Source organism: Methanomassiliicoccales archaeon (assembly GCA_036504055.1).
In the GTDB taxonomy this organism is placed as follows: domain Archaea; phylum Thermoplasmatota; class Thermoplasmata; order Methanomassiliicoccales; family UBA472; genus DASXVU01.
In genome coordinates this window covers 1-22,957 of record DASXVU010000033.1, presented here as the reverse complement: position 1 = coordinate 22,957, position 22,957 = coordinate 1, and the positions used below count along the sequence as shown (strand labels likewise).

General features: G+C 56.5%; 23 protein-coding genes and 1 tRNA gene. 12 read left to right on the top strand and 12 right to left on the bottom strand.

Annotated elements, in window-relative coordinates; genetic code table 11:
• Positions 1-10 precede the first annotated feature (10 nt).
• Positions 11-991: a CRISPR-associated protein Cas4 gene (cas4, locus tag VGK23_07675; GenBank protein HEY3420413.1), complete on the top strand. Its 981-nt coding sequence runs from the start codon at positions 11-13 to the stop codon at positions 989-991.
• On the opposite strand, the gene glmS is transcribed toward cas4, so the two are convergent.
• Together glmS and glmU are read right to left on the bottom strand one after the other, a co-directional pair.
• The gene (gene glmS / locus VGK23_07670) at positions 992-2,782 is read right to left on the bottom strand and encodes a glutamine--fructose-6-phosphate transaminase (isomerizing) (protein HEY3420412.1); all 1,791 of its coding nucleotides are present in this window, start codon (positions 2,780-2,782) and stop codon (positions 992-994) included. It abuts the gene before it with no gap.
• A 1-nt stretch (position 2,783) separates the two neighbouring features.
• A complete protein-coding gene (glmU, locus tag VGK23_07665) occupies positions 2,784-3,974 on the bottom strand; it encodes a bifunctional sugar-1-phosphate nucleotidylyltransferase/acetyltransferase (protein HEY3420411.1) in 1,191 nt (396 codons plus the stop codon).
• Between the two features lie 169 nt (positions 3,975-4,143).
• On the opposite strand from glmU, the gene gvpD reads away from it, so the two are divergent.
• Complete coding sequence (gvpD, locus tag VGK23_07660) at positions 4,144-5,610, top strand: gas vesicle protein GvpD P-loop domain-containing protein (GenBank protein HEY3420410.1); 1,467 nt, start codon at positions 4,144-4,146, stop codon at positions 5,608-5,610.
• 12 nt (positions 5,611-5,622) lie between these two features.
• Positions 5,623-6,306, top strand: coding sequence for an RAD55 family ATPase (locus VGK23_07655; protein HEY3420409.1), 684 nt, complete (start codon positions 5,623-5,625; stop codon positions 6,304-6,306).
• 2 nt (positions 6,307-6,308) lie between these two features.
• Here the strand turns inward: VGK23_07655 and VGK23_07650 are convergent, their stop codons facing one another.
• The 5 genes from VGK23_07650 to VGK23_07630 form a co-directional block, all read right to left on the bottom strand.
• On the bottom strand, positions 6,309-6,518 hold the full coding sequence (locus tag VGK23_07650) for a hypothetical protein (GenBank protein HEY3420408.1): 210 nt from the start codon (positions 6,516-6,518) through the stop codon (positions 6,309-6,311).
• Between the two features lie 57 nt (positions 6,519-6,575).
• Positions 6,576-7,607: a heterodisulfide reductase-related iron-sulfur binding cluster gene (locus VGK23_07645; GenBank protein ID HEY3420407.1), complete on the bottom strand. Its 1,032-nt coding sequence runs from the start codon at positions 7,605-7,607 to the stop codon at positions 6,576-6,578.
• Complete coding sequence (locus tag VGK23_07640) at positions 7,604-8,695, bottom strand: FAD-binding protein (GenBank protein ID HEY3420406.1); 1,092 nt, start codon at positions 8,693-8,695, stop codon at positions 7,604-7,606. The genes VGK23_07645 and VGK23_07640 overlap by 4 nt, the downstream gene beginning before the upstream one ends.
• The gene (gene glpA / locus VGK23_07635; GenBank protein ID HEY3420405.1) at positions 8,692-10,266 is read right to left on the bottom strand and encodes an anaerobic glycerol-3-phosphate dehydrogenase subunit GlpA; all 1,575 of its coding nucleotides are present in this window, start codon (positions 10,264-10,266) and stop codon (positions 8,692-8,694) included. The genes VGK23_07640 and glpA overlap by 4 nt, the downstream gene beginning before the upstream one ends.
• 110 nt (positions 10,267-10,376) lie before the next feature.
• Positions 10,377-10,454, bottom strand: a tRNA-Met gene (locus VGK23_07630).
• A gap of 126 nt (positions 10,455-10,580) precedes the next feature.
• On the opposite strand from VGK23_07630, the gene VGK23_07625 reads away from it, so the two are divergent.
• The gene (locus VGK23_07625) at positions 10,581-10,748 is read left to right on the top strand and encodes a hypothetical protein (GenBank protein ID HEY3420404.1); all 168 of its coding nucleotides are present in this window, start codon (positions 10,581-10,583) and stop codon (positions 10,746-10,748) included.
• A 2-nt stretch (positions 10,749-10,750) separates the two neighbouring features.
• Here the strand turns inward: VGK23_07625 and VGK23_07620 are convergent, their stop codons facing one another.
• Together VGK23_07620 and rnhB are read right to left on the bottom strand one after the other, a co-directional pair.
• Positions 10,751-11,083 (bottom strand): SCP2 sterol-binding domain-containing protein, encoded by a 333-nt coding sequence (locus VGK23_07620; GenBank protein ID HEY3420403.1) that lies wholly within the window; start codon positions 11,081-11,083, stop codon positions 10,751-10,753.
• A 4-nt stretch (positions 11,084-11,087) separates the two neighbouring features.
• Complete coding sequence (gene rnhB / locus VGK23_07615) at positions 11,088-11,732, bottom strand: ribonuclease HII (GenBank protein HEY3420402.1); 645 nt, start codon at positions 11,730-11,732, stop codon at positions 11,088-11,090.
• 466 nt (positions 11,733-12,198) lie between these two features.
• Between rnhB and mptA the strand changes: the two genes are divergently transcribed.
• The 3 genes from mptA to VGK23_07600 are packed head-to-tail and all read left to right on the top strand — an operon-like array spanning position 12,199 to position 14,058.
• Positions 12,199-13,068 carry a GTP cyclohydrolase MptA gene (gene mptA / locus VGK23_07610; protein HEY3420401.1) on the top strand — a complete coding sequence of 290 codons (870 nt, stop codon included), beginning with the start codon at positions 12,199-12,201 and terminating at the stop codon, positions 13,066-13,068.
• A gap of 15 nt (positions 13,069-13,083) precedes the next feature.
• Positions 13,084-13,818 carry a phosphoglycolate phosphatase gene (locus tag VGK23_07605; protein ID HEY3420400.1) on the top strand — a complete coding sequence of 245 codons (735 nt, stop codon included), beginning with the start codon at positions 13,084-13,086 and terminating at the stop codon, positions 13,816-13,818.
• Positions 13,819-13,875: 57 nt separating this feature from the next.
• Positions 13,876-14,058: a hypothetical protein gene (locus VGK23_07600; protein ID HEY3420399.1), complete on the top strand. Its 183-nt coding sequence runs from the start codon at positions 13,876-13,878 to the stop codon at positions 14,056-14,058.
• A gap of 21 nt (positions 14,059-14,079) precedes the next feature.
• Here the strand turns inward: VGK23_07600 and VGK23_07595 are convergent, their stop codons facing one another.
• Positions 14,080-14,571, bottom strand: coding sequence for a hypothetical protein (locus VGK23_07595; GenBank protein ID HEY3420398.1), 492 nt, complete (start codon positions 14,569-14,571; stop codon positions 14,080-14,082).
• A gap of 213 nt (positions 14,572-14,784) precedes the next feature.
• Here VGK23_07595 and gatC point away from each other — a divergent pair, with 213 nt between their 5' ends.
• From gatC to gatB, 3 genes are read left to right on the top strand one after another with little or no spacing between them, the layout of a single operon-like run.
• Complete coding sequence (gene gatC / locus VGK23_07590; GenBank protein ID HEY3420397.1) at positions 14,785-15,057, top strand: Asp-tRNA(Asn)/Glu-tRNA(Gln) amidotransferase subunit GatC; 273 nt, start codon at positions 14,785-14,787, stop codon at positions 15,055-15,057.
• Positions 15,054-16,391: an amidase family protein gene (locus VGK23_07585; GenBank protein ID HEY3420396.1), complete on the top strand. Its 1,338-nt coding sequence runs from the start codon at positions 15,054-15,056 to the stop codon at positions 16,389-16,391. The genes gatC and VGK23_07585 overlap by 4 nt, the downstream gene beginning before the upstream one ends.
• Positions 16,388-17,740, top strand: a complete 1,353-nt coding sequence (gene gatB / locus VGK23_07580) for an Asp-tRNA(Asn)/Glu-tRNA(Gln) amidotransferase subunit GatB (protein ID HEY3420395.1) — start codon at positions 16,388-16,390, stop codon at positions 17,738-17,740. Before VGK23_07585 ends, gatB begins: the two co-directional genes overlap by 4 nt.
• Here the strand turns inward: gatB and aspS are convergent.
• Positions 17,737-19,560, bottom strand: coding sequence for an aspartate--tRNA ligase (aspS, locus tag VGK23_07575; protein HEY3420394.1), 1,824 nt, complete (start codon positions 19,558-19,560; stop codon positions 17,737-17,739). The two genes, gatB and aspS, sit on opposite strands and share 4 nt — an antisense overlap.
• 189 nt (positions 19,561-19,749) lie before the next feature.
• The gene (locus tag VGK23_07570; protein HEY3420393.1) at positions 19,750-20,241 is read right to left on the bottom strand and encodes an Lrp/AsnC family transcriptional regulator; all 492 of its coding nucleotides are present in this window, start codon (positions 20,239-20,241) and stop codon (positions 19,750-19,752) included.
• A gap of 218 nt (positions 20,242-20,459) precedes the next feature.
• Here VGK23_07570 and VGK23_07565 point away from each other — a divergent pair, with 218 nt between their 5' ends.
• Complete coding sequence (locus tag VGK23_07565; GenBank protein HEY3420392.1) at positions 20,460-21,647, top strand: DHHA1 domain-containing protein; 1,188 nt, start codon at positions 20,460-20,462, stop codon at positions 21,645-21,647.
• A 64-nt stretch (positions 21,648-21,711) separates the two neighbouring features.
• The coding region (gene glnA, locus VGK23_07560; protein ID HEY3420391.1) for a type I glutamate--ammonia ligase at positions 21,712-22,957 on the top strand (1,246 nt) is incomplete at its 3' end.

The following is a 22,957-nucleotide window of genomic DNA, read 5'->3' as shown; positions in this document are numbered from 1 at the left end:
CATTTGACCCGTGGACCCCGAGTTCATTTCTGCTAGTGACCTGGAGCGCTTCGGCTATTGCCCCCTCAGCTGGTGGCAGGGCAGGTCAGGCCAGGCAAGCTCGGAAAGCCTGAAACAGGGCACAAGGAACCACGAAAACATCTCAGATGACCTGATGACCATCATGGTCAGCGAGAAAAAGGCCGGTTCCTGGGAGCGGGCGGTGCTGTGGTTCTCGGCGGTATCAACCCTAATGGCCATCGTCGGGTTTCTGCTGACGCAGTCCCGGACCCTTACCGGCTGGCATTGGCTGCTGACCCTCCTTTCGGTCTTCTGGGTCGCTGCCGTTCTGATACTCATACACAGTGTTTCGGCCAAAGCCGCTGGGGTTATCCGCAGGGAAAGGCAGATCGCGGTCGCTGGCATAGTCGCAATGGTGGTGGCCCTGAACGCCGTTACCCTTCTTCAGTTCAATCAGGAGATGGCCTCGGTATTCGAGGTGCTTGCCCTGATATGGCTCATGGGGGCCAGCTCAGCCCTGTACTATTCTCTGATGGCAGAGAGCCTGGCCAAGAAGAAGCGCGCCAAGGTCAACGTGGACGGCAAGGTGCTTTACGTCGGTACGGACGATCAGAGGCTCTTGATCTCGGAAAAGTACAAGCTCACCGGCCGTCCAGACTACATACTGATGGTGGACAACGAGCTGATCCCGGTCGACCTGAAGACCGGCCGACAGCCTCGAGGCCCGCTATTCTCGCACATACTTCAGATCGGGGCCTATTGCCTGCTGCTAAGCGACGAGAACGGTAAGCGGGTGTCCCGCGGCATCCTGAAGTACGGGGACGTCGAGCACGAGATCGAGTTCGACGACGAACTGGAAAGCCTTCTGCTGGGCAAATTGGCGGAGATGCGGGGGCTGATGAAGAGCGGTGAGGTGCACCGCAACCACCACCGGGTCGGAAAGTGCGTTGGGTGTTCCCGCAGGGAGAACTGCCCCGAAAGACTGGGCTGATCACTCGATCGTGACACTCTTCGCCAGGTTCTTCGGTTTGTCGATATCGCAGTTCCTCTTCTTGGCCACATAGTAGGAGAGCAATTGCAGCACGATGGTCACCGGGATCGGCGAGAACACCGAGGGCGTGGTCGGCACCGTGATCATCCGATCGGATATCTGAGCCAGTTCGTGGTCGTTCTCAAGTCCGATCGAGACCACGGGCGAGTCCCTGGCCGCCACTTCCGATATGTTCGCCATCATCTTGTCGTAGGTGTGGTCCTTAGAGAGGGCCACCGCGATGATCGGCGTCTTCGAGTCGATCAGCGCCAGAGGTCCATGCTTCAGTTCGCCGGCGGCGAACCCCTCGGCATGGATGTAGGATATCTCTTTCATCTTCAGCGCCCCTTCCAGCATGGTCGGGTAGTTGATGTTCCTTCCGATGAAGAACATGTCTCGGGCGTCCTTGATGAATTCTGCGGTCTGCTCTATCTCCGACGCTCTGTCGAGGACCGATTGGACCACCGAGGGGGCCGATCTCAGACCGGACAGGGCGTTCCACATGGCGTCGTAGCTGAGGGCCCGCTTGGCGTATCCGATGCGTATGCCGATGATGTACATCGCGATCAGCTGCGTGATGTAGCTCTTGGTCGCGGCGACCCCGATCTCCGGTCCGGCATGGGTATAGAACACCTCGTCCACCTCACGCGTCAACGAGCTTCCCACCACGTTGGTGACCCCGAGCGTTCTGCATCCACGGCGACGGGCCTCACGTGCTGCGGCCAAGGTGTCGGCCGTCTCGCCGCTCTGCGATATCAGGATCACCAGGGGGGTCTCCAACGCCCCGGGCGAGTAACGGTATTCTGATGCCAGCTCCAGCGTTGTCGGGATCTTGGCGAACTCCTCCATGATGTATTTGCCCACCATGGCGGCGTTGAACGACGTGCCGCATCCGACGATCTTGATGGAGTTGAAACTGACGTTGGGAAGCAGTTCGCCCTCGATGAGCTCCTGCGCCCCCAGGATGGAATTGTGGATGGCCAGCGGTTCCTCGAAGATCTCCTTCAGCATGAAATGCTCGAATCCGCCCTTCTGGGCGTCCTCGGGGCTCCATGAGACGATCTCTTCCTCCCTGTCCACCAGAGTACCGTTCGTGTCGAACACCAGGACCTTTTCCGGAGTGATCCTGACGGTCTCCCCGTCCATGATGTACAGTACCTTGCTGGTGTATGGCAGAAGCGCTGTCACGTCCGACGATATCAGATTCTCCCCTACCCCCAATCCGATGACCATCGGATTCTCCTTGCGGGCGGCGACGATCTCATTGCTGCCCTCCTTGACCGCGGCAATGGCATATGTTCCTTTGATGGTCGCCACGGTCTTCTGCAACGCCTCGTGCATATCGTCCACATAGTACTTCTCGAGCAGGTGGACGATGACCTCGGTATCGGTCTGGGAAGAGAACTTGTGCCCCTCGGCTTCGAGGGTCTTCTTCAATGACATGTAGTTCTCGATGATGCCGTTGTGCACCACGGCGATTCCCTTCGAACAGTCCCGGAACGGGTGGGCGTTCTCATCGGACGGTTTGCCGCACGACGCCCACCGGGTATGGCCGATCCCTACGTTGCCCTTGACCTCCGGCAGGATCTTACGCAGTTCCTCGATCTTGCCCTTTTTCTTGTGGACCTCCAGATTGGGGGTCATCACTGCAATGCCGGCGGAGTCATACCCGCGGTATTCCAGCCGTTTCAACGCGTCCAGCAATACTGACGATGCCTGCCTGTATCCAGTATAACCTATTATGCCGCACATCTCAGATCACAACGCTCTTGTTTTCCATGTTTCCCCTGAGGGTAGCTCCGTCCCCGATCCTGCACCCCGCCCCGACGATCACTCCAGATGTGAGAACGACCCGGGAGCAGATGGTGGTGTCCTCACCGATCATCGCCCCGATCTCGTCCACCCTGAAGAACTCGCCCTCGACCTTGACGTAGGCAGGTCCAACGAACGCTGACAACGCTCCCTTGATGGACACGCCGTCTCCGATGACCGCGTTCCCCAGGTGTGAATGCGAACCTATCCTTACACTGTTCATTATGAGGGAATTGTGAATGCTGGTGAAGGGTCCGATCTCCACGCTGTTGCCTATGCTGGTAGAAGGGAATATGGCCACGTTCGGGCCTATGTCGCAGCCCTCCCCGATGACCACTGGCCCCTCGATGTAGGTGCCGGCGCGGATGCGGGAACCGGCGCCTATGGACACCGGTCCTTTGATGGTGACACCAGGCTCGATCATCCCGGACACCTGTTGTCCGTGCAGATCGAGGGCCTTCTCGTTGAGCTTGATCAGGTCCCAGGGATAGACGGCGTCATGCCAGCGTCCGCCGGTCCTGACCGCTTCCAGTCTGATCTCGTCTATCTTGGACTGTAGCACTTCGGTTATCCCATAGCGACCGGCCCTGACCTCCTCCTCGACCAACTGGAAGATGTCTTTATTAAAATGGTAGACCCCCGTGTTTATGATGTTCCCGATCCTGCGGTCGGGCTTCTCGGTGATGCTCGCCACCCGATCGTGGTCCAAAGTGATGACGCCGTACTTGGATGGCAACTCGCTCTCGGTCACCAGGACGGACGGGTTCTTTTCATAGTTTATGATCCTGGAGACCGTCTCCCGATCGATTATGTTGTCTCCCGCTACCAGGATGAAGTCCCCCTTAACCATGTTCTTGACATGGAGGAGGGCGTGGGCCGTCCCGAGCTGTTTCTCCTGAACGACATAGGTAATCTTCGCGCCGAACTTGGAACCGTCGCCGAAGAAGGACATGATCCGTTCCTTCTTGTATCCGACGACCATTATGATGTCCTTGAGGCCATTCTCGACCAGGGCCCTGACCACGTAGGCGAGGATGGGTTTGTTTCCTATTGGCAACATGACTTTAGGCTTCGACATCGTGAAAGGCCGCAGTCTGGTGCCTTCCCCCGCGGCTAGAATAATTGCCTGCATGGTTTGTGCCTCGGGCGAGCATCAACATATCGAGCTATAATAACTTTCCAACCTTTTCCAGCGTGTAGTAACACCGATATTCGTTGCCTTGATAATCAGACCACAACGGGGATTAACTCCGAGAGACTGTTCTAAATCAGTCAAATTCAGACATTTCGGGTGTGTATAGATGATCCGTTCAGAAGAAAGCCGCAGGATACCGACCGAGATATGCAAGTTCTTCATGAATCCCGGCGGACATTCCCTCATCCTACGCGGTAATGCAGGTACTGGTAAGACCACCTTCGCCTTGCAGACGATCGAGGATCTGGCCCAGATCGAGAACAGTTTCTACTTTTCCATGCGGGTGTCGGACCACTCGTTGATTACTCAGTTCCCCTGGCTCACGGAAAAGCTGATGCCCGCCTCCGTTGCGGCCGAACAAAAGAAGGAGGAAGTGGTAGGCAAACATCGGACTGGCCTCAGCAAGCTGAAGGGCCTGGGGATGCAAAGCATCGGCACCGCCAAGAAAGAGATGTCGGTCATGATCGGTAAGGACCTGGGCGACCTGGAGCATGTCTATGACGTGGTCGAGGGTACGTTCCCGGCCCGTTCGCTCATCGTAATCGATTCCATCGATGCCATGGCGGAACGGTACAGCATGAGCTGCGCCTCCCTCCTCACTGCCATACAAAAGGACCTGGTCGAGGGTTACGGTTCCAACGTTCTCTTTGTGCTTGAGAACAATGAGACCAAGCTAGACTATCTGGGGGACGGGGTCCTCATCCTGGGACTGGCAGATCACCAGTTGCGTCGCATAAGGGAGATCGACATCCTCAAATTGAGGGGGGTCGAGATAGCCCAGCCAAAGTACCTTTTCACTCTCAAAACCTCTCGTATACAGACCTTTGCCAACCTTTGGGAGAACGAGGTCAGGCATCAGGACCCATGGAAACCGGTCCAGGACACGACCGGCAAGGTCTCCTTCGGCCTCACCGATCTGGACCGGCTCATGAGGGGCGGCATGGAAAAGGGTTCCATGACGCTGATAGAGCTCGGTCACGGCATCCCAACGGCGATAAGCGGGGTATTGGAAAGGTCATTGGTGGCCAACTTCGTCTCGCTGAACCGGGGGGTCTTCTGGCTTCCCACCCGCAAGACATCGGCCGAGGCGGCAAAGAACCAGATGACCGGGTCGCTGACAAAGGAACAGTTCGAGAAGCATGTCAGGATTCCCGAGCTGGCGGCACAGATGGAACTGGCCGGTGCTCCCTACGTGATGCCGGTGGAAGGCTCATCACCCGCCTCAGACTACAAATGGAAATCCATATCCTATGCGCTCGGCAACGCCGAGTCACCCATTCTGTCCGTGATGGGGTTCGATTCGCTCGAGTCGATATATGGGGACAAGGTGATGGACCAGATCCCCGATCACCTGGCTGCCATAAAGCGTAACAACGGGATATTCGTCGGAATAACATCTCCCTCGACAAAGTCCACGCAACGGCTGGCCGATCTGGCAAACCTGCACATAAAGGTGGAAAGGATAGGCGGCACGGTGGTGCTCTTCGGTGAGGAACCCTTCACGGAATGCAACGCATTGGCGGTGGAGGCAAGGGAACGGGGAGGAAACATCTCGCTCTCCCCCATAGTGTGAGGAGGAAAAGAAATGATCAAAGCCTCGCTTCCCGACCACAGTTCCATTCTGTTGGTCGGATCACCAGGGATCGGATTGCTGGAGTTCAACATAAGCCTCCTAAAGGACTACCTCACGCAGGACGTCTCAGTGATCTTCGTGACCGTCGACGTGCTGCCGTCGGACATAATCACCATGATGGGCCATTTTGGCATAGACACCAAGGCGGTGCTCGGCAAGAAGCTGTTCGTGGTGGACTATCACTCCTCACTGCTCGGTTCCAACGAGGAGAGGTCGCCATATCCGAAGTCCGAGGTGCGGCCAGTTTCGGATCTGGAAGGAATCATGTTCAACGTGAACTCCATAGGCTCCGAGCACGCTCGACCGGTGAGGGTCTTCCTCTACACCCTTTCGACGCTGTTCCTGTACAACCAGTCCAACGTGGTCCTGAAGTTCTTCCAGATATCGAGCTCCAAGGTGAGGAGCACTTACGGCACCATGATATTCTCGATCCACGACAGTGTGCACGATGACAAGACCGTCAACCACCTGATGGCCATTGCTGACGGGGTCATCGAGCTCAAGTTCGATGACGACCTTAACCGGCGCATGAGGATACGCCACATGAGAGGTTACCCGACCTCCAGCCAGTGGGTCCCGTTCGAGATCAGGGGCGAGGCGGCGGAGACCTGCCCGGCATTACTGGAATGGCGCTAGGCTCATTCCTCGTGCTCTTCCTCGATCTCGCCATAGATGGATTTGTGAAGTTCCTTCACCGACTGCTTGGTGGCCCGGGAATAGATAGGGCATTCCGCCTTCGCTCTGACCACCATCTCCTTTCTCCTGCAGTAGATCAATTGACCGTTGACGCCTAGTTCCGGCCGTATCTCCCGGTGGAGGCATGTAAAACACTTCTGATCGTTGGTCATGGACGACCGAAAAGAAGCAGATGGGGTATTTTAGCATTGGCACAGCATGTTCGTTCCCTAGAAACGGAAGGAAATGAACTCGGTGAGGTCCATCACGTCCATCCCTCCCGCCTGTTTTAGGTTGAGCACGCAGAACGGGCAGGGAGCCAGAACGACGTCCGCGCCGCTGGCCGCAGCATCCTCGATCTTGGTCCTGGCCAGGTCCATGGCGACGTCAGGGTATCCGGACAGCAATCCACCCCCGCCACCGCAGCAACGGTCCGGCTCGGCCATGTCAAGGACCCTTATCCCGGGCATGGACTGGAGGATGTCATAACAGTAATCGATCGCGTGCGGCCCCACGGTCCTCTTCAGGTGGCAGGGCTCATGCAGTACCACCCGCACCACCCCATGGTTCCTGAACTTCAGTTTGGCCAGCCCCACCGACTCCACCAGGTACTCGACGATATGAAGGGCCTCTACACCATATTGGTCGTTGATGTGGCTGGTGCAGCCGGGACAGGAGGTCACTATCTGGGAACGGCCCTCAAAGAGCTTCAGGTTCCTTTTCCTCAGCGCCTCCATGCGCACCCGGTCACCCACCTTTTCCAGGGGGGACCCGCAGCACACCAGTCCCGACGGGGTGCGCACCGTCGCGTTCTGCAGCAGGGTCCGCACCACCCCATCGGCGATGTTCCGGAACTTCTGTCCGGCGATGCACCCCGGGAAGTATAGCACCGAAGCCTTCTCCACCCCGAGGGAGAGTGAGTCCAGTTCCCGCCTTACCGAAAGACCGTCCACATCGATGTTCTGCATCATCTTGGTGTGGCCAGGCAATGCCGCGTTCCGGTCGAACATATCTGCCCTGGCCCGCAGGATGGCCCGGGGCATCTCGACCCGTGAAGGACAGACATCCGCGCACTTCCAGCACATGGAGCAGGCGAAGATATTGTCCCGGAGGGAGTTCACCTCATGGGAGAAACGGGACGAATCAACAGCCAGGCTGCGAGGCCCGTCGAACATGCTGGTCGTTTCCTCCTGGACCACCGGGCAGGCGCGCATGCAGGCACCGCACTTGATGCACCGGTCCGCGTTGAAAGGTCGGGTCATCGGTAAGCCTCCGCATTGCGGGCGACGTCCCAAGCCCCGTCCAGCACATCCAATAGGCCTCTTCCCAGCGGATAGGAGATGCCGGCCAGGGCGGACCCGCAGGCGTAGACGTTCTCGGCCGAGTTCCCGTTTGTCATTATGACCCTGAATCTCCCATCGACCTCATATCCTGACGATAATGCGCGGTTGACAGGCATGCCGCTCAGGCTCTCCTGTTTCCTGGTGATGGCGAACGCCTCGAACGGGTCGGTCACCTCTTTGCCAGATACGGACAGTCCCGGTCCGATGGCGTTCCCTCCAGCGATGATCAGGGTGGAGAAATTGATCTCCTGGGTCGTGCCGGTCGTTTGGACCATGGCCGTGTCGTACCGGCCGCCGATCTGTATCAGCTTGGTCACCCGGCGGAGCTCCATCACCTGACATCCGCTATCGACCAGCATCTGACGCATCGCCCCCGCCAGCCGGAGGCCTGGCAGCGAAAGCGGGGTGACCGGCTCGAAAACTATCCGCCCAGTACGTTCGGTCAGTTCGAGCATGGATGTCTTGTGGTCGCGGAGCGGGAACAAAGGTGGCAGCATGATCATGTCCGCGTTCACCATTTTTAATTGGTCGCATAGCGAATCCAGCGAGACCTTTCCCTTGCTGATGACATGAACAGGGTCTGCCTTGAGGCCGGCATCCTGCCTCAATATGGAACACACCAGTTCCGGATCGACCTCCGGATTTCCATCTATCCCGACCACCGCGAGCTTTGACCGCTGCATCGATTCCATCGTGCCAAGGGCAGTGTAATAGGGGGCAAGCCTGCAATGGTAACGGTTGCCGGCGTTGCCCAGCAGGGGGCTCTGTTCCATATCGCGTTTCATGCTGAGTCCATTGGACGTGAGCCTGGGCAAAAGGAACTCCAGCATTTCCTCGTTCAATCCCGTGCCGTTGAAACATCCGGTGGAGAGGGCGGTACACGATGTGCCAGAATCGACCAGCGCCACTTTCTTACGACGCTCTGAAAGATAGGTGGCGACCAGCATGCCAGCCGCCCCTCCTCCGATTACCAGGAATTCGGTCCTCACCGGATCGAGATGCCTCATCGCGACTCCTCCCTGATGCCGTAGACGCTGCGCAGCAGATGGGCTTTGAACATCTCCTGTCGAAGTTGTTCCCCCACCAAGATCGACGAGATGCCCTTGTTCCTTTCGTTCAGGAAACTCTCGATGTATTCGATCGGAGCGGTCTTGTAGACCCCCATCGCCGCCGATATAATGCCGAGCGTACAGAATCCTCCCTGGCAATATCCCATGCCGACCCTTGTCCGCTTAACGAGGTCGGAAGCGTTCCTCACATCTCCCTTCCTCAGGTGGTATTGGATCTCCCCGCGCAAAACCCTCTCACACGTACAGACCTCTTCCTTGCCTCGGGGAAGGGAAACGCATTGCTCCAGGACGTTCTGGTATTCTGATCCGTTCTTCTTGGCCATGCGAAGGAGGGCCAGATCATGGATCCCAGGCACGGGATCGATGGTCGGCATCTCTGATATGGTTTCCTTGGCGGTGCGGCATCTGTTGCGGTTGTTGATCTTCTCACAGGCAAGGTCCGATATCTTCTCCGCCATGAGCCGGTAGGTGGTAAGCTTGCCGCCGATCACGCTCACCAGGTTATAGACACCGGTGCTGGCATGATCGATGATCCTGAAATTGCGGCTGGCCGAGCGCCCTCCACCGCCCGCCGGGATGAGCGGTCTGACACCGCAATAGGCGCGCACAGCCCTGGCATTGGCAATTCCAGGAATAACCTTCGCTGTCTCCCGCAGAAGGAACGTGACCTCCGACTCGGTCGGGATGTTCCCGTCCGCTGAAGAGACTCCATTGGATGTCGTTCCTATGATAGTCGATGAATGACTGGGAACCACGATATCTCCGTCGGCAGGGGGCCTGAGCCGGTTCACCAGCATCTTGCACAGGCGACCGTTCAACACCACCAGTGTCCCCTTGTCGATCCTCAGGGGCAGTTTCTGGCCGACCATGGCGGCAATCCCAGGAGACCAGGCACCGGCCGCGTTCAGCACCACTCCCGGAGTCACCGATTCTACGGTGCCGGTCCGTTGGTCCTTGAACCGGACAGCATCGATGGTGTAATCGTCCACATCGATTCCCACGACCTCGCAGTAGTTGCGGACCTTGGCCCCCATCGAGCGCGCGTCCTCGATATTCCCCAGGGTCAGGCCGAAGGGGTCGATGGAACCGTCGTCCACCCAGAACGCCCGGACCATATCACTGCTAAGGGATGGTTCCATTTCTCTGGCCTCGGCCACGTCGACCTCCCTGGTGTCGACGCCGGCGTTGTTGCAGCCCCTCTTGAACTTCTCCGCAAAACCGAAATCATCTTCTGGCAATGATACAAATAGGCCGCCCGTGTCCTCAATGAACGCAGGCGCTATCTTTCTCAGTATGTTCGCCTCAGAGGCGCATTCCTTCGCCGATTCCGGGTCCTTGACAGCATACCTCGCCCCGCTGTGCAGCATCCCGTGATTCGATCCAGATGCCCCAGAGCAGAAATCGCCCCGGTCAAGGAGCATCACCGACGCCCCCCTCATGGAAAGGTCCCGGGCGATACCTGCACCGGTGACTCCTGCGCCAATGATCAGAACGTCAACTTTCGGCATGGAAAAACCTTTCCTATCGGTTCGGGAGGTTATGTGTCGGTGCCTATTTGTTTATGACCGTTCACCGCCGTTCGGGGCGGAACGACCTCGGAATCAGAATATATAGAAGATGGTAGCGGGGGATCGATTTGAACGATCGGTCTCCGGGTTATGAGCCCGACGGGATGTCCTGGCTACCCTACCCCGCTTTTGTGGAATACTCCTAAACGAGAAGCCTTAGATAAAGGTTTCCTAACATTTGGGGATTCTGCGATCGTCGGTTCTGATCTCCCATCATGGCAAGACTAATATCATGTCGAGCATATGGCTTGGGCATGAACGAGACCTTATCCAAGTATCTTGCCATAGGCACACTCTTAGGCCTGATGGCCGGATTCATGGCGTATGTCTTCACTAACATAGTGTGGTTCATCGAGGCTGGATTGGCGGCGGGCATAATCGCTGGGGCGACGGTAGGTTTGCTCCTTTCTCGAAAGAAATGAGCTTAGAAGAACTTGCGGAGGCGCATGACGTCCTCCAATGAGCCCTTAATCTTTATCTTCTTGAGCGCCCAGGCCTTCATTGGTTTCATCTTGCCCGTGATCAGTTCCTCGACCGTCTTGGGGTCCGATGTGATCGTGACGTCCGGGTTGTCGACCATGCCCTCTTTCAGGGAATGAATCTTGTTGCACGACAGTTCGAAGGAGTAGCTTTCGGTGCCCAAGTCCATGTTCGCTTTCTTTTTGACGCACTCGAGCTCCTTTTGTAGGGCTTCGTCCTTTTCGACCTTCGCGTTGAATTTTGCGATGGTTTCTTCCAGAAGATCTTTTACCGGCATTAAATCATTCCCAGTCGGTCAGTTTCGCGTTCTTGGACGAGCTCATAGCCTCTTTGGCAGTAGCCCATGACCTACGCGTATAGGGCGGCAAATCCCCTTTCTCCTTTATCCACTTTTGCAGAAATGCAATGGTAGTTGGGTCAGAGGCATATCCTGATCCTATCTCCTGGCCTATCTCGGACCGAATTTCCGACACAATCCGGTCCCTATTGGTCTTGGCTATGATCGATGCCGCTGCCACGACCGGATAATGGTCGTCCGCTTTGTGCTCGCACACCATTCGCGGTCTGTAGGTCAAGCGCCCGCCGACCATTTGGCGGAAATGGTCCTCGTTGACATCGCAGGCATCCACGTACACAACGTCCGCTTTCAACCGATCGATCAGAGTGGCGAACACCATAGCCTCAAGCTCATTCAGCGAGGTCTTCGGGCCTCGCGCATCGATCTCCTCATGGCTGATTATCTGGAACTCGACCTGACATGATTCATTGATCTTGACTGCCAGTTCTTCCCTGCGAGTGGGGGTCAGCTTCTTGGAGTCGCGGACCTCCATCCGTCTAAGTGGTGCGTCGTCCTCTATGGCAACCGCCGCCACGACCATAGGGCCGAGCACCGGCCCTCTTCCCGCCTCGTCCACCCCGCAGATCATCTACCCAGGATTTCCTCCTCGCTATTAAGCCGTGTCGGGGCGGTGAACCTATTGGTCGCGACCATGGATCTTCTAGGCGATGAAGGGTCTTATCGGACAACATGACCCCGTGGATCGACTTATGCCGTTCGTGTGGTCATACCGGACAGGGCGACCGTGCGGCCATGCCCGGCATATGTATTTCGTTCTCAGGGGCACCATGTCGATCGAGTCAAAATTTGCCTACAGCGATCGTCCGCGATCCTTTCCAGCATCAATATCAAGACACTCTAAGGGCGAGGGATCTATCCATGCTATGCATGTTCCGAGAAGACTCTTAGATCCTTTCATTGGAGAGATCCGGGACAGGTTCGTGGGAATCGATACTGATCATGCCTGCCATGATCTCCCTCAACAGTTAGAATGGTCGCAAACGAGAGGTTTTTAATACATAGCCTGAATCACAGCGCTAGGTGGTACCATTCAGTTGAGCGATGTTCAAAACAGGCGGCTTACCAACGGGTTCATGCTGACCAGGGTCGGGGTTACAGGCGTCAAGAAACCTGTAGCTGTGAACCGTGCCGGTCACCTGGTCACACTTACATGCAAATTCGATGTTTTCGTTGACCTGCCTTCAGAACAGAGAGGATCTCATCTTTCCCGCAACCTCGAGGTCATAACCGACGTTGTGGAAAGCAGCCTGAACACCCCGGTCAGCGGCATCGAGGCGCTGGCCTCGACCATGTCCAAGGACCTGCTCGACAGGCATGAGTATGCCACATATTCCGAGGTCAACATCGAGGCCGACTATTTCCTGGAGAGGACTGTACCGTCAGGAAGAAAGACCATGGAGTCCTTCAAGCTGATGGCCAAGGCCACCAGCCGGAAGGGCAACGGAATGAAGAAGATGATCGGGGTCCAGGTCATCGGGATGACTGCCTGCCCATGCGCCATGGAGACGGTGAAGGACCTGCAGAAAGGGAATCTCCGGTTCAAGGATAACGATCTACCCAACATAACTCACAACCAGAGGAACGTGGCCACCCTCATGATCGAGATCCCGGAGGAGCTGGACATCGAGGCCAACGACCTCATCGAGATCGCCGAGGCGTCGTTCAGCTCGCCCACCTATGAGATACTGAAACGGTCAGAGGAGGCAATGGTCGTGATCCAGGCGCATGACCACCCGAAGTTCGTGGAAGATGTGGTAAGGGAGAACCTGCAGCGCATACTGGCAAAATTCACCGACCTGCCGGACGAGACCATTGTGACGGTCCGCAGCGAGAGTGAGGAGTCGATCCATAAGCACAACGCCTTCGCCGAAAGGGTCACCACCCTGGGCGAGCTTCGCAACTGATACTCGGAAGATCCGATGAACTCCAAGTACAAACTGTTGGTGTGCGACGTCGACGGCACGATCACCGACAACAGGAAGCGCATCCAGACGCTGGGGATCGAGACGCTTCGCCAGGTCCAGGATAACGGGTATACCGTATCTTTGTGCTCAGGGAACGTGCTTCCCGTGGCGTTCGGTCTCTCCACGTTCATCGGGCTGAAGGGTCCGGTGATAGCGGAGAACGGAGGTCTGGTCTCCTACAAGGAACAGATCTTCCAGCTACATTCGGCCGAGACCGCGAACAAGGCATTCGCATATCTTCAAACCAGAATGCCCGAGGTCGATCGTCTGTTCACCGATAATTGGCGCAGGACCGAAGTCGCGATAAAGCGATCTTTCGATCTGGAGACGGTTAGGGCCGTGCTCAAGGATTGGAACGTGGAGATCGAGGCCACTGGTTTTGCAATACACCTAATGGAACCGGGACACAGCAAGGTGGATGGCGTCAGGAAGGCATGCCAGATATTGGGAGTTGACATCTCGGAAGTGGTCGCCATCGGAGATTCCGACAACGATGTGAAAATGCTAAGGCAGTGCGGCTACGGTATCGCAGTGGGCAATGCTTCGGGTCCGGCGAAGGATGCCGCTGATTATGTTTGCGCATCGATCCACTCTGAAGGGGTCGCGGAAGGATTGGCACATCTGGGCATGCTGGACCATTCTCCTGAGGGTTCGACGCCGACGGTGCAGGATGAGGAACACGGTATCTGATCCTTCGACCGGTTTCATTAGCAAATCTTTATCCCCCGCCCGGTGAAATAAATCATCATGGATCTGATCGGCCAATGCAGTATCTGCGGAAGTCCTGCCTACTTCACATGCATCATCTGTGGGCAGATGGTCTGTGAACGGCACTATGATCGTAAAAGCAAGATGTGTTCGAACTGCAGTCCCTCTGCCACCATGAAACGGGAGAAGGATGATCGGGAAGAGGACAAGCTCCTCCGCTGATCGACTAAGAAGAGATGAGGTTTAGAGCAGCTTCTTCGCACTTGCCTCATCCAGATTGATGGATTTGAGCAGGTACTTGAGCGACTTCTTGGTGATGATCTCCATCGTCTTTTCGTCCATATGCTGCTCGAAGACCACCGGTGCCTTGCGGAAGTACTCCACTCCGAACTCGGAATAGTAATACGATGCATTCTCCGGGTCCTTCTCGGCTGCCTTCTGGTATGCGGCCTCGGCGTCATTGAACAGACCGACGTCCATGCAGAACGCGGCCTTCGACTGGAAGATGAAAGGGTTGTCAGGCTCGAGCTCGATCGCCTTGTTGTAGAGGGCAATGACCTCCTCCTGCGTTACTTTGGGGACGAGGACCCCGGCATCGGCCTTGGCCAGATATGCCTCCGCGCTCGTCGGGTTGGCCTTAATGGCCTTGTCGAATTTGGATAGGGCAGTAGCATACTCGCCTTCGCCCATTGATTGGAACCCCTGCTTCATCAATTTCTCGTAATCATCCGCCATCGGATCACTTATTCCGCAGTAAGTTGTGATAGGTGATAAACGTTTTCCTTTGAGAGACGATGTCCGAGAGCGATGCTGGATGGTGGTCGATTGCTGGGAAGGTAGGTCCTTGGACGGGTGACGCAGCAAGTACATCGGTGCGAAAGTTTGACATGAATGCAGTCGCTTCAGGTCAACGGCGTCTCTCTAGTGGGAGGTGCAGGGTTGAATGGAATGGACATCGAAAAGGTGAAAAGAGTCGCGAAGGTCGCGAGATTGGAACTGACGGATGAGGAACTGAAGAAGTTCGCCCAGGATCTCGAGGACATTCTCAACAATTTCTCTGTGCTGGATGAAGCACCCGGCCTCACCGAGTATGATTTCAACCCTATCCCGGTGAACGATGTGCTACGTGAGGACCAGGTAGGCCAGGAGTTCGATCCGGCACTGCTCCGTGCGATGATGGACACCTATGAAGACTATGTCAGGGGGCCTAAGCTCTCGTGAGCGGCATCATTGACGAGCCTCTTCTGAGGGCCATCAACGACAAGTATCGAATATTCAACCAGATGATCGACCGGGAGATGCTGGAAGCGGACGACAGTTCGTCGTTCACTTTCTCGGCCAAGGATAACCTTTGCACGAAGGAGTTCCAGGCCCGTGCCGGTTCGAAGATCCTTGAAGGATACCGTCCGCCATTCGATGCAACGCCTGTGCGCAAGCTGAGGGAGGCCGGAGGCCTGCTGCTGGGAAAGACGAACATGGACGAGTTCGGTTTTGGCACGTTCAGCACCAACTCTGGTTTCGACATACCGTTGAACCCGTTCGATACTGGACGGGCATGCGGAGGTTCCAGCGGGGGTGCGGCCGCGGCTGCGGCGCTCATCGAGGGTCATGTAGCCCTCGGTGTGTCTACCGGCGGCTCGATATCGGCCCCGGCCTCTTTCTGCGGGGTGTATGGATTGACCCCGACCTACGGTCGCGTCTCTCGTTATGGCCTTATCGACTACGGTAACTCGCTGGACAAGGTGGGTCTTTTGTCCCGTTCGATCGCGGACATCAGGAGGCTTCTCCCGGTGATTTCCGGTTCTGACCCGAAGGATCCAACCTCCTGTACCCAGCCGAGGCTGGAGATATCCTCAAAGAAGATCAGGCGTCTGGCCTTGCCGAAGGAAGCGATGGCGAACATCTCGCCGGAGGTGGAATTGATCTTCCGTCACGCATTGGAAATGATGAAGCAGGAGCTCGGGATCTCAGTCCACGAGGTGAGCATGCCATCGCTTAGGTTCGCTATGCCCGCCTACTACATCCTGGCCACGACCGAGGCGTCGACCAATCTGGCCCGGTACTGCGGCATGCGGTTCGGGGTGCCAGAAAAGGACGTTTCGCAGCATTTCAACGATTTCTTCTCCGGCGTTCGCTCGGAATGCTTCGGCCCGGAGGCGAAACGCCGGATCCTGCTGGGGACCTTTTGCCGCATGGTGGGTTTCAGGGACAAGTATTACTTGAAATCGCTCGCGGTCCGTCAGCTCATTACCAAGGAATATCGGACCGTGTTCGATGAGCACGACCTGATAGTGACCCCGACGATGCCGTTTGTGGCACCCCGGTTCGAAGAGATCGCCAAGATGAAGCCGCTGGAGATGTATTCGGCCGATTTCCTTACCATCCCGCCCAACCTGACCGGGCTGCCACACCTATCGGCACCCTGCGGTTACACTTCATCTATGCCAGTAGGAATGCAGTTCGTCGCCCCTCACTGGGATGAATCCGGGCTGATCTCGATGGGCGAGGAATGGGAATCGGCGTTCCAGCGCAAGAACCCGGAGGTGGCGCAATGAAGATCGGACTAGAGATGCACTTCCAGCTTCCGACTAAGTCGAAGCTGTTCTGCTCCTGCAGCACCGAAGGCGCCGAACCGAACAGCCATATCTGCCCCACTTGCCTAGGCTTCCCCGGCTCCCGCCCGTCGTTGAACCGGCAGGCCCTCGAGTACGGCCTGATGATCACCAAGTTCCTGAATTGCGAGCTCCACGACCGCATCTGGTTCTCCAGGAAGACCTATTTCTATCCAGATCTGCCCAAGAACTTCCAGATCACCATGTACGAGAGCCCGCTGGGCGAGCACGGTCATTACATGCTGAACGGCAAGCGTATCGGAATATGGAGGGTCCACATCGAGGAGGACCCGGGACGGATCAAGCGTGTGGGCCGGTCAGGCGAGGAGGTCTCGCTCATCGACTACAACCGCAGTGGTGTACCGCTGGTGGAGATAGTCAGTGCACCGGATATGTCGTCACCGGCCGAGGCCAGGGACTTCGTGGCCGAGCTTTTGGTGGAACTCCGTCATCTGGTCGGGCTGAGCGCATCCGACGAGCAGGTGGCCCGCTGTGATGCCAACATCTCGGTCGGCGAGGAACGCGTCGAGGTCAAGAACATACTGGGCCTGAAGAACCTGGAAAGGGCATTGAACTACGAGGTCTCCCGTCAGACCAAGATGCTCTCCGCGGGAAAGGAGATAATCCGGGAGACCAGGGCGTTCGACGAGGAACGTAAGGTCACGATGCCAGCCCGGAAGAAGGAGATGGAGGAGGAATACGGTTACATCGGCGAACCGGACCTGGGCGAGTACAACGTAGGGGAGTTCGCCAGAGGGATAGTGCTTCCCGAAACACCAGTCCGGCGTGCCTATCGTCTGCAGAGCCAGTACGGGATCAGCGCGGTCACGGCGAAACAGATCGTGATGACGTCGTGGGGCATGGCCGACCTGTTCGAGCACCTATGCTTAAGACTGGAGCCGGAGAAGGTGGTTCCTAAGTTGCTCGGTCCGATCACCTCCAACTGGACAGCGATCGAGCAGAGGCTGGACGATCACTTGAGGTCGCAGATCTGCCGGGTCATCGAGGACGACATCAACGGTAAGATCACCGACTCCGAGGCACGAAGGGCGATCGCCACCATTGCCGGGGGCGGCAATCACGTGGTGGAGGACAGAGTACTGGTCGAGGATGAACTGGTCCGGTCCGTGAACGAGTTCCTGGATGCCCATCCCGAGACGGTCAGGGACGCCAAGACCAACCCGAAGGCGGCGAACAGCGTGATCGGTCATGTGATGAAGGCCACAAAAGGGAAGTTCCAGTCGAAAGAGATCGTGGAAGCGGTGAGAAGAGAGTTGGAGAAGAGGCCTTAGGCCTCTTTCTCATCCTCGGCCAGGGAGAGCAGCTGGAGTTCGTCCAGCTTCGATTGCTCGACCTGCGTCGGGGAGCCGTCCACCAGCGATTGGAACTTCTTGTTCTTCGGGAAAGCGATCACGTCGCGAATGCTCTCGCAGCCGAGCAGCATGGCGCAGAGACGGTCCATTCCCATCCCGATGCCTCCATGAGGCGGGGCGCCGAAGGATAAAGCCTCCAGGAAGAAGTCGAACTCCTTCTTCATCTGCTCCTCGTCCTTGCCCAGCATATGGAACACCTTCCGCTGGACACAGGCATCATGGTTCCTCATGGAGCCGGAGGCGATCTCGCTGCCGTCCAGTACCAGGTCGTAGGAAAGCCCCATGATGTTCATCGGGTCCTCATTCTGGCTTATGTCCCCGTTGACCGGTCTGACGAACGGATGGTGGAACGAGGTCAGCTTCCCGGTCACCGGATCGGCCTGGAACATGGGGCAGTCCACGATCCAGACGAACTGGTGTCCCTTGCCCTCGAGCAGGTCGTTCTCCTTTGCCAGCTTGATCCTTAGCTGACCCGCCGCCTTCAGTGTCGGCATCTTCGATCCGGCCATGAACAGGAGAAGGTCGCCGCTCTCCGCCTCCATTTTCTCCTCCAGCGATCTACGGACGTCCTCAGGGAAATACTTCACGATGTTGGAGTTGAGACCTTCTTCGGTCATCCTCATCCAGGTAAGTCCGCCCATGCCCTGCTGCTTGGCCCATTCGATAAGACGGTCCACCTGTTTGCGGCCGACGTTCGCGTCCAAGATCTTCTCTTTGACCAGGGACGATCTGAGGTTGATGCAGACGATGATGCCCTTCTTCTTCAGGATATGCTGGAATATCTCGTAGTTGGCGCACTTCACCTCTTCGGTGACGTTGACGATCTCAAGCCCGAAACGCACGTCCGGCGCATCGGTGCCATATTTGGAGAACGCCTCCTCGACCGGAATGCGCGGGAACGGTGTCTTCAGTTCGCTGCCGAAGACCTCCTTCCAGACGAAAGAGTACATCTCCTCGATGGTGGCGAAAATGTCCTCCTGCTCCACGAACGACATCTCCACATCGAGCTGGGTGAACTCCGGCTGCCGGTCGGCCCGGGAATCCTCGTCCCTGAAGCAACGTGCCAGCTGGTAGTAGCGTTCGACGCTGCCGACCATCAGCATCTGCTTGTAGAGCTGCGGCGACTGAGGCAGGGCGTAGAACTCGCCCGGCATGGTCCGGGAGGGCACCAGGAAGTCCCTTGCTCCCTCCTGCGAGCTCTTGGTGAGCATGGGCGTCTCGACCTCGATGAAACCGACCGAGTCCAGATATTTCCTGGCAGAGGAGATGACCTTGTGCCTGAAGCGCAGGTTGGCCACCATCTCCTTCCGTCTCAGGTCGACATAGCGGTATTTCATCCTCACGTCCTCGTTTGGCAGAGTAGAGTTCTTCTGCTCTGCGATCTCGAAGGGCAGCGCCTTCGACGTGTTGAGCACCTTCGCCTCCTCGATGAGGACCTCCACCTCTCCAGTGGGATTGCGCGCATCCTCGGTGCCTGGCACCCTTTCCCTGACGGTACCGGTGATGGAGATGACATACTCCCTGCCGATGCTATTCAGGATGGAGCCCAGACCCTTTACGTCGACTGAGCTGGTGTAGGCCTCCGGATCAAAGACGGTTTGGGTGGTGCCATGTGCGTCCGCTAGGTCGAAGAACAGCACTCCTCCATGGTCCCTGTAGAAGCGAACCCAACCAGCCAGCTTGACATTCTTTCCGAGGTCCTTTGTTCGAATTTCGCCGCAATCATGTGTTCTGATCATTTGCTGCTACCTCTGGTCACGCTGTGGTTGTGATGGCTTTGGTTAAGGGCAAACGGTATTAAACGTTTTTCTAGCTGGCTTCGATCAAAATGACGAATAATGGCAACAATTGCCCAATAAAGTTGACACTATGCTTTCAATTAACAATAGAATCTGCCGATTGTTTGTGGTTTCACCCGGGGAGGCAGCCTACTTTCCACGGTGGTGGACCGGCTTCTCACCCTCGCTATTGTCATCGAAATTAGGGATGAACTTGAACGGGTCCTTGATCAAGCTCAAGATGACGTAGGTATTGGTCTTCTTTACGCCGGGGATGGTCAGCATGCCCTTCACAACGTTGCTGAACTCTTCCCTAGAGCGGCAGGCCACCCAGGCGATCGCATCACATTCGCCGGTGACATCGAAGACCGCCACTATGTTCTTTAGGTCGGTGATTCGCCGTTCGACCTCGACCAGATCCCCCTCTACATAGATATGGACGATGGCCATGAACTCATACCCGAGACGCATATAGTCGACGTTGGCGCGATAACCCTTCACGATCCCCTGCTCTTCCAAGTTCTTGACCCTCTGGATAAGGGTCGTAGGATGTATCCCCAGCCTCTTCGCTATCTGTCTATAGGATCCCTGGCTGGAGGTGCATATCTCCTCAACGATACGTTTGTCCAAATCGTCCAACATGTTACTTCCCAGTCCCGAATTATTGGTTCGGCCGTTGCGGTGTTCAGAAATGTCATGCTAGATATATGTCGGTTTGCATGACCACACAGTAATCATTTATCTAGCCATTTATTCCTGGCAGAATTGAGCTTGGTCGATTAGGGAGCATGACCGAACCCAAAAGGAAGACGATCCGAATTGAGAACGTTTATCAACGCGCTCATGGTTTTCAGAGTCGTATGACGGTTCGTCTTTACGAGAATGATCCATACTGTTCATGTTTCGACGCCAAGGTTGTCGGCATCGACGGGGACTGGATCGCCTTGGATGGCACATACTTCTATCCCGGGGGAGGAGGGCAGGAACCCGACCTGGGAACGATCGAGGGCATGGCCGTAGCCGAGGTGAAGGCAGACAAGGAATCGGTGAAACACCGGGTGCCTCGCCACACGTTCACGAACGGTCAAGCGGTCCATTGTGAGATCGATTGGGAGAGGAGGTACGACCTCATGAAAGGACATTCCGGCGAACACCTTCTCTACGGTTCCATCCAGAAGATGCTGGACGAGCTCGAGCTGGTGAAGATATCGATCACGCCGGAAAAGAAGATGGTCATGGTCCGGGGGCATATAGACTGGGGCATCATCATGGCGAGCCAGCGGGCCGTGAACGAGGTCATCGCGAAGGGCATTCTGTCAGAGGAGGTTTGGGTGGGTAGGGACAGCCCTCTACTGGAAAAGGCCAGGGTCAAGCTGGAAAGGATTCATGGCGACCGGGTCCGCCTGGTCAGCTTCGGAGATTATGACATAGCGGCCTGCTCCGGGATTCACGTAAAGAACACATCCGAGATCGGAATGCTGCTGGTGACGAAATTCACCTCCGCGAAGCCGGTGGGAGACTACGAGATCGAGTTCGAGGTCGGGAACAAAGCAACGCTTAAGGCGTTGGAATTGTCCAGTCTCGCGCTTCAAGCTTCCTCTTCGATGGGCGCGACCACGGATACCCTGCTTGGTGCGATCTCCAACCAGGGTGAAGAGCTTAGAATGAGCAAGGATGCACTCAAGAAATACGCCAGGCAGGCTTTGGCTCGCATCGTTCCTGAAACGATCGACGGGATGAGGGTCTACAGCGGTGTTTTCGAAGGTGTCGACAAGAAGGTGTTGATGGATGCGGCCAATTCTATCACCAGAGAAAGCACGTCCCTTTGTGCATTCGCCACCGAGGGGGACAAGCTAACCCTTGTCGTTGCCTCCAGTCCAGACCTGGGGATCGACTGTTCCGTGGTGCTGAACGACGTTCTGAAAAGGGTCTCAGGGAAGGGCGGGGGAAATCGGACCTTTGCCACCGGAGGGGCGCAGGTGTGTGGCCAGTCAGAGGTTTTGGTCGGTGACGTGGTGGAAACGGTTCGGAGATGTCGGAAGGTCTGAGGCAAATATTCGGTCCGGTCATTCATAGGGAAAGAACCATATTCGTCTGACCAGAGTATCTATCATGACCGAAGCTCCTCGGAATTCGGAATTGAAGGAACAGATCATCAAGAAGATCAAAGAAGATGACGTGAAGTTCATCGAGATGCAGTTCTCTGACATTCTAGGTACGGTAAAAAGCGTCTCCATTCCCACGACCCATATTGACCGGGTGATAGAGGAGGGAGTCTATATCGACGGGTCCTCGATCCTCGGATATGCAACGATCGAGGAATCAGACATGCGGGCCATGCCTATCCTGGACTCCTTCCAGGTGTATCCGTGGACGATGGATGGGCCTTTGAGAACGGCAAGGTTCATGTGCACCATCTACGACCATAGCGGAGACCGTTTCAAAGGGGACCCTCGCTGGGTCTTGGAGAAGCTGGTGGCCAAGGTCAAAGAGAAAGGTTACGATTTCAATGTCGGGCCAGAGTTCGAGTTCTTCCTTTTCCCGATGGACGATGCGGGGCTTCCGATCCGGAAGCCTTCCGATTCAGGAGGCTATTTTGACCTGATGCCCATGGACAGAGGCGAGATGGCCCGCAAAGAGATCATGCTCATGTTCGACCAGATGGGCTATGAAATGGAGGCCTCCCATCATGAAGTTGCTCCGGGCCAGGTGGAGATCGATCTGAGATACCAGGACGCCCTAACAATGGCGGACAGGGTGCTGACCTTGAAGTTCGGCATCAAGACCATCGCCGCGGAATATGGCCTCCATGCCACCTTCATGCCCAAACCCGTGCACGGCCTGGCCGGTTCGGGAATGCATGTCCACCAATCCCTGGCGAACAAAGGCCATAACGCCTTCGACGATCCAGAGGGAACGTTCGGGCTGAGCGGGATGGCGCTGAACTATTTGGCAGGGCTCTTGGCACACTCCAAGAGCAACTGTGCCATATTGGCGTCCCATGTGAATTCCTATAAGCGACTGGTCCCGGGATATGAGGCTCCTTGTTACATCAGCTGGGCGAATCGGAACCGGAGCGCACTGATACGGGTACCCGCCGGAAGGGGTGCGCGGACGAGGGTGGAGCTGAGGAATCCCGATCCGGCCGGAAATCCTTACCTCCAATTTGCGGTCATGCTTGCCGCTGGCCTCGACGGCATCGACCGCCGTTTGGAACCTCCTGAGCCGGTGGAGAAGGACATATACAGGATGAACAAGGCGGAACGGGCAAAGAACGGGATAGACAGCCTGCCGATGAACCTGGGGGATGCGATGCAGGTATTCTCCGAGAGCAAGCTGATGAAACAGACACTTGGTG

Coding starts and splice junctions, on each gene's coding strand:
- glmS (HEY3420412.1), bottom strand. CDS start 2,782: ATGTGCGGCATAATAGGTTATACTGGATACAGGCAGGCATCGTCAGTA.
- glmU (HEY3420411.1), bottom strand. CDS start 3,974: ATGCAGGCAATTATTCTAGCCGCGGGGGAAGGCACCAGACTGCGGCCT.
- gvpD (HEY3420410.1), top strand. CDS start 4,144: ATGATCCGTTCAGAAGAAAGCCGCAGGATACCGACCGAGATATGCAAG.
- VGK23_07655 (HEY3420409.1), top strand. CDS start 5,623: ATGATCAAAGCCTCGCTTCCCGACCACAGTTCCATTCTGTTGGTCGGA.
- VGK23_07650 (HEY3420408.1), bottom strand. CDS start 6,518: ATGACCAACGATCAGAAGTGTTTTACATGCCTCCACCGGGAGATACGG.
- VGK23_07645 (HEY3420407.1), bottom strand. CDS start 7,607: ATGACCCGACCTTTCAACGCGGACCGGTGCATCAAGTGCGGTGCCTGC.
- VGK23_07640 (HEY3420406.1), bottom strand. CDS start 8,695: ATGAGGCATCTCGATCCGGTGAGGACCGAATTCCTGGTAATCGGAGGA.
- glpA (HEY3420405.1), bottom strand. CDS start 10,266: ATGCCGAAAGTTGACGTTCTGATCATTGGCGCAGGAGTCACCGGTGCA.
- VGK23_07625 (HEY3420404.1), top strand. CDS start 10,581: ATGAACGAGACCTTATCCAAGTATCTTGCCATAGGCACACTCTTAGGC.
- VGK23_07620 (HEY3420403.1), bottom strand. CDS start 11,083: ATGCCGGTAAAAGATCTTCTGGAAGAAACCATCGCAAAATTCAACGCG.
- rnhB (HEY3420402.1), bottom strand. CDS start 11,732: ATGATCTGCGGGGTGGACGAGGCGGGAAGAGGGCCGGTGCTCGGCCCT.
- VGK23_07605 (HEY3420400.1), top strand. CDS start 13,084: ATGAACTCCAAGTACAAACTGTTGGTGTGCGACGTCGACGGCACGATC.
- VGK23_07600 (HEY3420399.1), top strand. CDS start 13,876: ATGGATCTGATCGGCCAATGCAGTATCTGCGGAAGTCCTGCCTACTTC.
- VGK23_07595 (HEY3420398.1), bottom strand. CDS start 14,571: ATGGCGGATGATTACGAGAAATTGATGAAGCAGGGGTTCCAATCAATG.
- gatC (HEY3420397.1), top strand. CDS start 14,785: ATGGACATCGAAAAGGTGAAAAGAGTCGCGAAGGTCGCGAGATTGGAA.
- gatB (HEY3420395.1), top strand. CDS start 16,388: ATGAAGATCGGACTAGAGATGCACTTCCAGCTTCCGACTAAGTCGAAG.
- aspS (HEY3420394.1), bottom strand. CDS start 19,560: ATGATCAGAACACATGATTGCGGCGAAATTCGAACAAAGGACCTCGGA.
- VGK23_07570 (HEY3420393.1), bottom strand. CDS start 20,241: ATGTTGGACGATTTGGACAAACGTATCGTTGAGGAGATATGCACCTCC.
- VGK23_07565 (HEY3420392.1), top strand. CDS start 20,460: ATGACGGTTCGTCTTTACGAGAATGATCCATACTGTTCATGTTTCGAC.